The following is an 11,725-nucleotide window of genomic DNA, read 5'->3' on the forward strand; positions in this document are numbered from 1 at the left end:
GCTGTGGGTGTTGCGGCTGGCGGTTTCGCCCTTACGGTGAGGCACTTTTTCCAGACGCCGAAAAAGTACCCAAAAAGGCTTGCTCCTGCGTTCGGCCCTCGCAGGCTCGGGTTCCTTCGCTGCGGGATCGATCCGGGCGCAGCGGCTACGGTTTGCTTCGCTGCACCTCCTTCCGCTGTGTCTGGCTGCGCCAGACGGTCGCTGCGCTCCCACGCCCGGATCAATCCCTCCACTCAGCCTTCCGACGTCGCCGGTGGATCAAGATCAAGAGCACTCGAGCTTGCGCTCATTGTTGAGTGGGGCGGCTTTGCCGCGGGCAGCTGCGCTGCTTGCTTTTGTGGGAGCGAGCCTGCTCGCGAAGGCGGTCTGACAGCCAATTCATTTCGAATCGCCAATTCACGCTGCTTTCCTACAGCTTTTTCAGAGTCCTCCGATCTTGAGGCGCTGGCCGTCCAATGCTGTACTCCGGGTTCTGCTTTTCCGAGTCCTTGAGTCTGTCTGATGAAGAAACCACCGACATTAGCCGGCAGAACGGATCCTGTTTTCGACCTGTTGGCCCGCTCGCCCCACAAGCAACGACTTGCGGATTATCTGGCGCTGCTCAAGCCGCTTGATGATCAGGGGCGCTATCTGCCATTCGAGGCGTTGCGCTATCGCTGGGCGGCAGGATTGGACGCGAATCTTTGTTGGGCGTTGGTGAAGAAGGCGCGGGCGGCCCTGTACATTCATTTGTTGCCGTTGGGCGAGCCGGTGCAGTGGGGCAAATACGTGCCAACGCCGTTGGCGCAGAAAACCTTGGCTGTGGTGGATCGTTATGCCAGTACGGCCGCGCTGGATTACATGACCAGTCAGATCGGCGAGCGGGAGCATTTCTCTTGTCTGCTCAATGACCTGATCGAAGACGAAGCCATCGCCAGTAGCCAGTTGGAGGGCGCGGCGACTACCACGCGCGTAGCCAAGGACATGCTCAAGCATCAGCGCCAGCCGCGGACGCCGGATGAGCGCATGGTCATGGGTAATTATCGAATGATGAATTTCGCTTGGGAAAAGCGTTATGAACCTCTGAGCATTGAGCTGATTGCAGAGATCCATCGAGTGGGTGTGGTGGGGATCGATGACGGGCAGTATTCCCCCGGATTGTTCCGGACCAATGATGAGGTGGTTGTTCAGGATGGTTCAGGCAACACCGTGCACCGACCACCTCCTGCTGCAGGATTGGTTGCGCGGTTGGCGAGGTTGTCCGCCTGGATCAACCGGCCCGCTGCCTCGATTCTGGACAAAAATTATCTGCATCCACTGATCAAGGCCGTGACGCTGCATTTCGCCATGGGTTATGAACATCCATTTCGCGACGGTAACGGGCGGGTCGCGAGAGCCTTGTTTTACTGGTTCATGTTCAAACATGAGTTCGCGGCGTTTCGCTACATTGCGATCAGTCTGCTGCTGCGCAATGCACCGGTGAAATACGGACGCTCCTACCTGCACACCGAGGCGGATGAGCTGGATCTGACTTATTTCATCGAGTTTCAATGCGCGGTGATTTTGCGAGCCGTGGTCGGTTTTATAACTGTGTACCGCAAGAGTCTGGCAGACACTCAGGACTTTGAGCGCTGGCTGACGAGCTCTGGCGTAATTGCTCAACTGACGGAACGGCAGCGCGCGGTGTATCAGGTGGCTAAAAGCAGGGAGGCGAAGGAGTTTACGGCGAGCAATGTCGCGGAAAATTTTTCCTGCTCGGGTAGCGAGGCGGCGTCGATTCTGGAAGGGCTGGACCAATTGCAGCTTTTTGAGAGAAGGAAGATGGGGCGGGAGTGGGTGTTTTTTTTACGTAGTTCTTTACGTGGAGGCAAGCATGGGAGCGAATTGAATCGCCCCCATGTTGTAACGACTTAAAGCGTACCAAACACTTTCTTCGCCAGACTCGTCGCCGCAGCGGCCGGGTTCTGGCGGATGGTTTCTTCCTGTTTGCCGATCATCTCGAACAGGCCATTCAGCGCTTGCTCGGTGACGTAGTTCTCGACATTGGCGCTCTTCGCGTCCACCACGCCAAACGCAGCGGCCTGGCCCGCGAAGGCGTTGTACTTCTGCGCGACGCCGACCTTGTCGGTGGCTTGCTTGACGATGGGCAGGAATTTCGCGCGGATCTGTTCGCGGCTGGATTTGTTCAGGTATTGGGTGGCCGAATCATTGCCGCCGCTGAGGATGCCTTTGGCGTCGGCCACGCTCATTTTCTTCACCGCGTCGACGAGGATTGGCTGGGCCTGGGTCACAGCGGATTCGGCGGCTTTGTTCATCGCGTTTTCCAGTTCTTCGACCTGGGCACCCATGCCGAAGGCTTTCATCTTGCTCGCGGCTTTGCCGAGTTTGCCCGGCAGTTCGATTTTCACTTCGGGGTTGTTGCTGAAGCCGCCCGGGGTGCCGAGTTGTTTCACGGCGATCTGGGCGCCTTGGGTCAGGGCGTCCTTGAGGCCGCCGGTGGCGTCTTGCTGGGACAGGTCGCTGAGCGACAGGGCCAGGGCGTTGGCGGAGATCAGCAGGCCGGCGCAGGCGGCGGCGAAGCGAAGGGTAGGGCGGCGCATGGCGTCTTCCTTTGGCGAGTGGATTAACGAACGGCGTCGACGCGGATTTTCAGCGGCTGCGGGTCGTTGCCGTCGAGTTGCACGGCGTGGTTTTCGGTGGTGATGAACATCAGCTCGCCGTTGACTTCAATGCGCGCGCTGATCGAATAACGATGGCCGGATTTGACCTGCGCCGGATCGTAGCTCAAATGAAACGGCAGCGGCACCTGGCCTTTGATCGGGCCGTTCTGTTGGTCGAGGACGACGGCCGGTGCATCGGCCAGCGACACATCTTGCAGGCTCACGCTCAGAGTCGCGCTCGGGGGCAAAGCGATGCGTTGCAGGTAGAAGATCTCGCCGTCGAGGCTGGCCTTGCCGGCGGGTGTGGTTGATTGGCAGGCGCTCAGCAGCGTGGCGGCGGCGAGGGTCAGCAGTTTTTTCATGGGTGAATCTCCTTTCAATGTGGGAGCGAGCCTGCTCGCGAAAGCGCTGGATCAGTCAAACTAAATGGCGACTGACATTCCGTCTTCGCGACAGGCTCACTCCCACAGGGGTAAGGCTTCAAGCCTCAGGCTGTGGCGTGATCTGATCCGCCGCATCTTCACTGCGGTGCAGCGCGACCTGGCGGATCGACAGCCGAATCTCCGCCGGCAACACGCGTTTGGCCGCGCCTTCGGCCAGCTCGCCGAGCAGTTCGTGGTAGCTGAGCTTGCCGGCCTCGTCGCGGCGCAGGACGTCGAGGTCGAGCAGGGTCTGGATGAAGTGGCGGAACAGGCTCTTGTCGAAGAACTCCGGCGCATTCAGGCCATGGAGGATCGACAGACGCTGGGCCATCACTGTGCAGAGGTCTTCCAGCTCTTCGGCGCTGATGCTGTTCTGGCCGCTGTTGAGCAGCAAAGATACGGTCATGTAGAACCGCTGCAGGGTCTGCGCGATGCTTTTCGACAGCAGCGTCAGCAGCACGAAATGCCGCGAACTCGGCGCCGGGCGCAGGTACAGGTCTTTTTCGAACCGCAACAAACCCTGCTCGACGAACGCTTCCAGCCACTGATCGATCACCGCGTCGAGTTCCTCCAGGCTCCAGCGGATGAACAACTCCGATTGCAGGTACGGATACAGCGCGCGGGTGTAGCGCAGGATCTGCTCGCGGCTCATGCGCGAGGTGCTCTGGAAGAAACTCGCCAGCAACGAGGGCAGGGCGAAGATGTGCAGGACGTTGTTGCGGTAGTAAGTCATCAGGACCGCGTTCTGCTCGTCCAGATACAGAATCTTGCCCAGCGCATCGTTCTGCTCGGCGAGCAGATCCATGTCTTTCACATGCTCGATCAGCGCACGGCCATCGCCTTCCGGCAAGGTGGTGTGTGGCGAATACGGGACCTTGCGCAGCAGCGCCAGATACAGGTCCAGCACCCGCGCCATGGCCCGATCATCCAGGGCCGGGCGCGTGGTCGACAGCAGTGCCAGCGCTACCAGATTGACCGGGTTGATCGCCGCCGCTTCATTGAGATGTCGGGCGACTTTCTCGCCGAGGCGGTTGGTGGTTTCGTTGAGCCACGCCGGTTTGAACTGCGGGCCGAGTTCCTGCCGGCGCCAGTCCGGTTGCTCGGCGTCAAGGAATTCCGCCAGTTTGATCGGCTCGCCGAAGTTGACCGCGACCTGACCGAAGCGCTGCTTGAGCGCGCCGATCACTTTGAAAATATCGAAGATCGACTCTTTCTTTTTGCTCGCGCCGCGCAGCTCACCGAGGTAGGTGCGGCCTTCGAGCACGCGCTCGTATCCGATGTACACCGGCACGAATACGATCGGCATCCGCGACGAACGCAGGAAACTGCGCAGGGTGATCGCGAGCATGCCGGTTTTCGGTTGCAGCATGCGCCCGGTGCGCGAGCGCCCGCCCTCGACGAAATACTCCACCGGGAAACCTTTGGTGAACAGCGTGTGCAGGTATTCATTGAACACCGAGGTGTACAGCGGATTACCCTTGAACGTGCGGCGCATGAAAAACGCGCCGCCACGGCGCAGCAGGCTGCCGATCACCGGCATGTTCAGGTTGATCCCGGCGGCGATGTGCGGCGGGGTCAGGCCGTTGCGGAACAGCAGATAGGAAAGCAGCAGGTAATCGATGTGGCTGCGATGGCACGGCACGTAAATCACTTCGTGACCCTGCGCGACGTTCTGCACACCTTCGATGTGATTGACCTTGATGCCGTCGTAGATCTTGTTCCAGAACCAGCTCAGCACCACTTCGAGAAAACGGATCGCGGTGTAGGTGTAGTCCGAAGCAATCTCGTTGCCATAGCGAAGGGCCTGAGCCTTGGCCTTTTCCGGCGAGATTTTTTCGCGCTCGGCTTCGTCGAGGATCGCTTGTTTGACCAGCGGCTGATTGAGCAGGCCTTTGACCAGATTGCGCCGGTGGGAAATGTCCGGGCCGATCACCGCAGCTTTGAGGTTGCGGAAGTGCACGCGCAGGATGCGCTGGGCCATGCGCACGGTGCGCTCGTGGCCCTTGTTGTGATCGATCAGTTCGCGCAGGTGAATCGGCGCGGAGAACTGCACGCGGGTTTTACGCCCGAGGACGATGATGCTCAGCAGCCGGCGCAGACGGCCGGTGACTGCCCAGCTGTCGGCGAACAACAGTTTCCACGGGCTGTTTTCGCTGTCTGGCGACTGGCCCCAGAACACGCTGACCGGAATGATCTGCGCGTCTTCGGCAGCATTCTGTGTCAGCGCGCTGACCAGACGGGTGAGAGTCGGCGGCGCACCGCGTTTGTCCTGGCGGCCGAGCCAGTCCGGGTCCGGTGTCAGATAAAAAAACGCCGCAGGTTCGATCAGCGTACCGACCGACACCGCCAGCACCGGGCGGGGCAGGCCGGCCTTGGTGCACTCGGTGTCGACCACCGCCAGATCGGTCAGCGAAGGGTTTTGCAGGACGTAGAACACCGGACGACTGCGGTCGAGGTTAAGAGTGAACGACGACTGATTGATGGTCTCGGAGCGAACCCAGAGATACAACAGGCGGCGCAGGGTGCCAAACACAAGACGGCGGAACGGGGAACGGGTCATACGGCTTCTGCGTGAGTGGATAAAACCGAGCAGGCGCTCGGGGCGGACAGTTTGCCGTATTAGGCGAAAATCGGCAAAAAAGCGCCGAAGTAATCTCCTGTTGAGAGTTTCCGCACCTGTCATATACTCGGCGCTCTGTTGCCGGTGCCCTGTCATGGACGTCGGACGCAGGCTGACGTTCCTCTAAGGCTTTCCTGCGAAAAGCCCGTTCAATAATAAAAAAGGAGTATGAACAGATGGCAACACGCGAAACCGGCAACGTGAAGTGGTTCAACGACGCCAAAGGCTACGGCTTTATCCAGCGCGACGACGGCGTGGACGTGTTCGTGCACTACCGCGCGATACGCGGCGAAGGGCACCGCTCGCTGACCGAAGGTCAACAGGTCGAGTATGCGGTGATCACCGGCGAGAAGGGGTTGCAGGCTGAGGATGTTGTAGGTCTGTAACACAAACCTCCAGAACGCCAAAACCACTGTGGGAGCGAGCCTGCTCGCGAATGCGGTGTATCAGTCACCATTCATATCGACTGACACTGCGCATTCGCGAGCAGGCTCGCTCCCACATGGGCTCTACGTTGCCCTGATTACACGGTCTTCCAGGTGATCTCTTCTTCTCCGTCTTCGCTGATGCGAATCCAGCGATCGGCGGTTTCTTCACCTTCTTCTTCGACCCACGTCCCCGGTGCACAACGCACTTCGACGTTCAGTGCGGCAAAGGCTGCGCGGGCGCAGGCGATGTCGTCGTCCCAAGGGGTCTGGTCGCTTTCCAGGAACAGGCTGTTCCACTTGCCCACGGCTTTCGGCAGCCAGGTCACCGGCACGTTGCCGGCCTTGCACTTGTACGTCTGGCCTTTCTGCACCCAGTCGCTGCACGGGCCAAGCGCTTGGCCGAGCCAGGCGGCGATGGCCTTGTGGTCGACGTCGGCGTCTTTCAGGTAAATCTCGATGTCCGGTTGGCGCATGGATGTCCTCACTGCGGGTCTGAAAAATCCATTCGCGGATTTAGCCGGCCCCGGGCCTGTGCCCGAGACCAAAAGTTATTGAAGAACGAAATAATCGTAGCGCATCGACACAGTGGTCTCGAACGGCTCGGCCTGTTCGATCACCGCCGCACGACGCTCGGCACTGGCACGCCAGCCGTGAGGCGTCATCGCCAACAGGTTGGCGCGGTCCTCGGGCTTGTCCAGGGTCAGCTTGAATTCCAGGGTTTCGCTGTGCGCCAGCGCCATGCCTTCCGGCACCAGGGCCAGGTGCTTGTCGTCGGTGTACTCGCGCACTTCGTCGTACAGGCGTTCGCGCAACTCCATCAGATGGCCACGTGTCGGGCCGACTTTCATCAGCCCACCGCCGACGCTGAGCAGACGCTTGGCTTCCTCCCAGTCCAACGGACTGAAGACGCTGGCGAGAAACTGGCAACTGCCTGAAGCCAATGGCACGCGGGCCATGCTGGCGATCAACCAGGTGATCGCCGGGTTGCGTTTGCAGGCGCGTTTGACAGCTTCGCGGGAGATGTCCAGCGCGTAGCCATCAGCGTTCGGCAAAGCTTCGGCGATTTGCGCGGTGTAGTAACCCTCGCCACAACCGATGTCGACCCAGCGCTCCGGCGCGTAACTCGCCGCCAATTCAGCCAGACGTTTGGCCACTGGCGCGTAATGCCCGGCGTTGAGGAAATCACGCCGCGCCTCGACCATCGCTTGATTGTCGCCCGGGTCGCGGCTGTTCTTGTGCTGCACCGGCAACAGGTTCAGATAACCCTGGCGCGCACGGTCGAACCGATGCCCAGCGGGGCAGACCACGCCGTTGTCCACCGCATTGAGCGGCTCACTGCAGATCGGGCACGCGAGCATCAGGCGAGCAACTTGATCAGGGTCTGGTAATAGATTTCCGTCAGCACATCGAGATCCGCCGCCAGCACGCGCTCGTTGACCTGATGGATAGTCGCGTTGACCGGGCCCAGTTCAACCACTTGCGTGCCCATGGTCGCGATGAAACGGCCATCGGAGGTGCCGCCGCTGGTCGACGCCTTGGTCTCGCGACCAGTGATGTCCTTGATGCTCGACGACACCGCATCGAGCAGCGCGCCCGGTTCGGTGAGGAACGGCAGGCCGGACAGCGCCCAGTCGATGTGCCAGTCCAGATCGTGCTTGTCGAGAATATCGGCAACGCGTTTCTGCAGGCCTTCGACGGTTGATTCGGTGGAAAAACGGAAGTTGAACACCGCCACCAGATCACCGGGAATCACGTTGGTCGCGCCGGTGCCGGAATTGACGTTGGAAATCTGGAAACTGGTCGGCGGGAAGAAGTCGTTACCGTGGTCCCAGTGCTCGGCGGCCAGCTCGGCCAGCGCCGGAGCGGCGAGGTGAATCGGGTTTTTCGCCAGATGCGGGTAGGCCACGTGGCCCTGCACGCCTTTGACCGTGAGCTTGGCACCGAGGGAGCCGCGACGGCCGTTTTTCACCACGTCACCGACCAGGGTGGTGCTCGACGGCTCGCCAACGATGCACCAGTCCAGACGCTCCTTGCGCGCGACCAGACGTTCGACCACAGCCTTGGTGCCGTGATGCGCCGGGCCTTCTTCATCGCTGGTGATCAGGAACGCGACCTTGCCTTTATGGTTCGGGTAATCGGCGACAAAGCGTTCAGCGGCGACGGTCATCGATGCCAGGCTGCCTTTCATGTCTGCCGCGCCACGACCGCAAAGCATGCCATGTTCGTCGATCACGGCATTGAACGGATCGATCTGCCATGCGGTAACCGGACCGGTCGGCACCACGTCGGTGTGACCGGCGAAGCACAGCACCGGGCCGTCGTTGTTGCCGTGAGTGGCCCAGAAGTTATCCACATCTTCGATGCGCATCGGCTCCAGGGCGAAACCGGCATTGCCCAGGCGCTGCATCATCTGCTTCTGGCAGTCGGCATCGACCGGGGTCACGGAAGGACGGCGGATCAGGTCGATGGCCAGTTGAAGGGTCGGCGATAGGTCGGCGTGGGCCGTCATGGAAAACTCCGGGATCATGGGGTATGAGCTTGGGCTTCTAATGTGGGAGCGAGCCTGCTCGCGAAAGCGGTCTACCAGGCACCTTAAAGGTTGAATGTTACAACGCCTTCGCGAGCAGGCTCGCTCCCACAAGGGACAGGGGTGGTCAGTCAGACCGGTTATCACGCCAAGCCCCGCAAAATGGCGGTTATCTTAAAGCAAAACGGCGACCATTGGCCGCCGTTTAGTGCTGCGTTGCGGATTTAGACGACCGGTGCCGGCTCAGCCTTGGCCGCTGGTTTGGGCAGCGACGACAGGAACGCCATGATCAGCGCCGCCAGGTACGGCAGCGACTGCACCAGTAGCATGGTCACCCAGAAGCGCATGTCATTGCTCGGAATGCCCTGCACCAGGAAAATCCCCAGCGCCGCACCCCACAGCAACAGCATGATGAACAGCTCCTCGCGAGCCTCGCTGATCGCCACCCAGAAACCGTGGTTGTCAGCGTTTTTCGGCGTGCGGAAGAACGGAATGCTGCTGGTGAAGAAACCGTACAGCACCGCTTTGGCGATGGTGTGCGACAACGCCAGCCCGGCCAGCGCCGCGCAGAACGCATCTTTCAGATTCACGCCGACGGCGCGGCGGTAGAGGAAGATGATCTTGCCGACCTTGAACACGAACAGCGCCAGCGGCGGGATTGCGAAAATCAGCAACGGTGGATCGACCCGTTGCGGCACGATGATCATCGCCGCCGACCACAACAGCGCGCCAACGGTGAAGAAGATGTTCATGCCATCGGCAACCCACGGCAGCCAACCGGCGAGGAAGTGATAACGCTGACCACGGGTCAGTTCGGTGTCCTTGCCGCGCAGCAGGCTGCGGGTGTGGCGCTTGATGATCTGGATCGCGCCATAGGCCCAGCGGAAACGCTGTTTCTTGAAGTCGATGAAGGTATCCGGCATCAGGCCCTTGCCGTAGCTGTCGTGGTAATACGCCGCCGACAGGCCTTTCTCGAATACGCGCAGGCCGAGTTCGGCGTCTTCACAGATGCACCAGTCAGCCCAGCCCAATTCTTCCAGCACCGAGCGGCGGGTCATGGTCATGGTGCCGTGCTGAATGATCGCGTCACGGTCGTTGCGGGTGACCATGCCGATATGGAAGAAGCCCTTGTATTCGGCGTAGCAGAGCTTCTTGAAGGTGCTTTCGTTCTGGTCGCGATAATCCTGCGGCGACTGCACCACGGCGATTTTCGGGTCGGCGAAGTGCGGCACCATGTGCTTGAGCCAGTTCGGGTGCACGCAGTAATCGGAGTCGATCACGGCAATGACTTCGGCGTCCTTGGCGGTGTGCGGGATCAGGTAATTCAGCGCGCCGCCCTTGAAACCGGCCAGCGGCGAAACGTGGAAGAACTTGAAGCGCGGGCCGAGGGTTGCGCAGTAGTCACGCACCGGTTCCCACACCGCCGGATCCTTGGTGTTGTTGTCGATGATCAGGACTTCGAAATCCGGATAATCGAGCGCGGCCAGGGCATCGAGGGTCTGTTTGACCATCTCTGGCGGCTCGTTGTAGCAGGGCACGTGGATCGACACTTTCGGCCGGTAGTCGGAATCGCCCAGCACCGGCAGAAATTCCCGACGGCGCTTGTGAATCCACACCGCTTCGGCCAGTTCATGGGCCTCGGTGAGCAGGACGATGAATACCCCGAGCGCACCGAGCGCGAGGAGGAATCCGACCGTGAGGCTGAACCACGTGCTGTATTGCTGGCTATAGTCGTAACCGATGTACACCAGCACCGAGCCGCAGAGGAACGCGATAAAGGTCAGGAACGTACGACCGCGTTGGCGCAGGGCTGAGCCGTCGATCATCAGCAGGGTCAGCGACAGCAGCGCCAGCACCACCGAACCGATGGCCAGCACGCGCCATTGCGGAATCGCCACCACCGGGCCTTCGAAATTGAATTTCTGCTGGCGCGCGGCGTTGAACACGCCCCAGTAGGCGCCGACCGAACCTTCGTCGCTGGCCTTCCACGGCTGATCGAACGCTTCGATCACGAAGTAGTTGAAGCCTTGGCGATTGAGCTTGTTGACCAGTGTGCGCAGGTAAATCGCCTGATCTGCCGGCGAGGCATCGGCGCCACCGCGCATGCGACCGTTGCTCGGCCAGCCTACCTCGGACAGCAGCAGCGGTTTTTTCGGAAAGAGTTTTTTCAGATCGCGGGCGCGGTCGAAGACGAACTGGCCGGCCTTGTCCACCGGAATGAATTCCCAGTAGGGCAAGACGTGGGCGGCGATCAAATCGACATGTTTGGCCAGTTGCGGGTATTTCTCCCAGATGTGCCATTGCTCGGAAGTGGTCACCGGTACTTTGACCGCAGCGCGCACCCGATCCAGCAGAACGATCAGGGCTTCCGGGGTGATTTCTTCACGAAACAGCGCTTCGTTGCCGACCACCACGCGCACGACGCTGCGCGAGGTGTTGGCCAGTTCGATGGCTTTGGTGATTTCCCGTTCGTTGCGTTCCTGGTCCGGGCTGATCCAGATACCGAGGGTGACGCGCAGGCCGAATTCCTCCGCCAGTTTCGGGATGTCTGCCAGCGAACCGTCGACCGAATAGATACGGATGTTGTCGGTCAGCTTGCTCATGATTTCCAGGTCACGGCGCATTTCATCGTCAGACGGATACTGATCCTTCTGTGGGAATTGCCCCTGCTGGAATGGCGAATACGAGAAGCCGGAGATTTGCTGCGGCCAGTTCGGCGCCGTTACCGGGCGATTGACCAGCGCCCAGAAACCGGTGAACAAGGCAGCGATGGCCAGCACCACCACCAGGTTGAGTCCAAATTTACGCGATGACATAGCTGTTTCGGGTTCCAAAGGCTGTGGAACGAAGGATCGGTCGGATAGACGCCCGAGGGGCGCGCATCCTACACCGGCGGTTAACCAGTCGTACAACTGACGGGAAAATGCCTGACATTGGGCAGCCGTCTCTGACTTAAGTTCTTACACTTGTCGCTTGCAGCTTAAAACTTGTCGCTGCGTAGCCCTATAATGCGCGCCGGTTTTTGGGGTAATGGTCATGAGTACAGAAGATCCGCGGTTTGCAGGCATCGCCCGGTTGTATGGCATCGA

At 60.3% G+C, this 11,725-nt stretch carries 9 protein-coding genes; 2 read left to right on the forward strand and 7 right to left on the reverse strand.

Annotation, left to right across the window (positions count from 1 at the left end; genetic code table 11):
* The first annotated feature begins 501 nt into the window (after positions 1-501).
* Positions 502-1,893: a Fic family protein gene (locus AB4O12_RS26865; protein WP_460060022.1), complete on the forward strand. Its 1,392-nt coding sequence runs from the start codon at positions 502-504 to the stop codon at positions 1,891-1,893.
* Here the strand turns inward: AB4O12_RS26865 and AB4O12_RS26870 are convergent.
* The 3 genes from AB4O12_RS26870 to plsB all read right to left on the reverse strand — a co-directional run bounded on the left by AB4O12_RS26870 (position 1,890) and on the right by plsB (position 5,621).
* Positions 1,890-2,579 carry a DUF4197 domain-containing protein gene (locus AB4O12_RS26870; RefSeq protein ID WP_252868864.1) on the reverse strand — a complete coding sequence of 230 codons (690 nt, stop codon included), beginning with the start codon at positions 2,577-2,579 and terminating at the stop codon, positions 1,890-1,892. The two genes, AB4O12_RS26865 and AB4O12_RS26870, sit on opposite strands and share 4 nt — an antisense overlap.
* Before the next feature lie 23 nt (positions 2,580-2,602).
* Positions 2,603-3,001 carry a YbaY family lipoprotein gene (locus tag AB4O12_RS26875; RefSeq protein WP_460060025.1) on the reverse strand — a complete coding sequence of 133 codons (399 nt, stop codon included), beginning with the start codon at positions 2,999-3,001 and terminating at the stop codon, positions 2,603-2,605.
* 118 nt (positions 3,002-3,119) lie between these two features.
* Positions 3,120-5,621, reverse strand: a complete 2,502-nt coding sequence (gene plsB, locus AB4O12_RS26880) for a glycerol-3-phosphate 1-O-acyltransferase PlsB (protein WP_460060026.1) — start codon at positions 5,619-5,621, stop codon at positions 3,120-3,122.
* A gap of 236 nt (positions 5,622-5,857) precedes the next feature.
* Here plsB and AB4O12_RS26885 point away from each other — a divergent pair, with 236 nt between their 5' ends.
* Positions 5,858-6,067, forward strand: a complete 210-nt coding sequence (locus AB4O12_RS26885) for a cold-shock protein (protein WP_016771489.1) — start codon at positions 5,858-5,860, stop codon at positions 6,065-6,067.
* A gap of 137 nt (positions 6,068-6,204) precedes the next feature.
* Here AB4O12_RS26885 and AB4O12_RS26890 read toward each other — a convergent pair whose 3' ends face one another.
* From AB4O12_RS26890 to AB4O12_RS26905, 4 genes are all read right to left on the reverse strand, one after another.
* On the reverse strand, positions 6,205-6,582 hold the full coding sequence (locus tag AB4O12_RS26890) for a hypothetical protein (protein WP_056783189.1): 378 nt from the start codon (positions 6,580-6,582) through the stop codon (positions 6,205-6,207).
* Positions 6,583-6,657: 75 nt separating this feature from the next.
* Positions 6,658-7,467, reverse strand: a complete 810-nt coding sequence (locus AB4O12_RS26895) for a putative RNA methyltransferase (RefSeq protein WP_056783191.1) — start codon at positions 7,465-7,467, stop codon at positions 6,658-6,660.
* Positions 7,467-8,618 carry a succinyl-diaminopimelate desuccinylase gene (gene dapE, locus AB4O12_RS26900; RefSeq protein ID WP_460060030.1) on the reverse strand — a complete coding sequence of 384 codons (1,152 nt, stop codon included), beginning with the start codon at positions 8,616-8,618 and terminating at the stop codon, positions 7,467-7,469. The genes AB4O12_RS26895 and dapE overlap by 1 nt, the downstream gene beginning before the upstream one ends.
* Before the next feature lie 242 nt (positions 8,619-8,860).
* On the reverse strand, positions 8,861-11,452 hold the full coding sequence (locus AB4O12_RS26905) for a glycosyltransferase (protein WP_460060032.1): 2,592 nt from the start codon (positions 11,450-11,452) through the stop codon (positions 8,861-8,863).
* Between the last annotated feature and the right edge of the window lie 273 nt (positions 11,453-11,725).

The organism is Pseudomonas sp. S2_A05 (genome assembly GCF_054668485.1).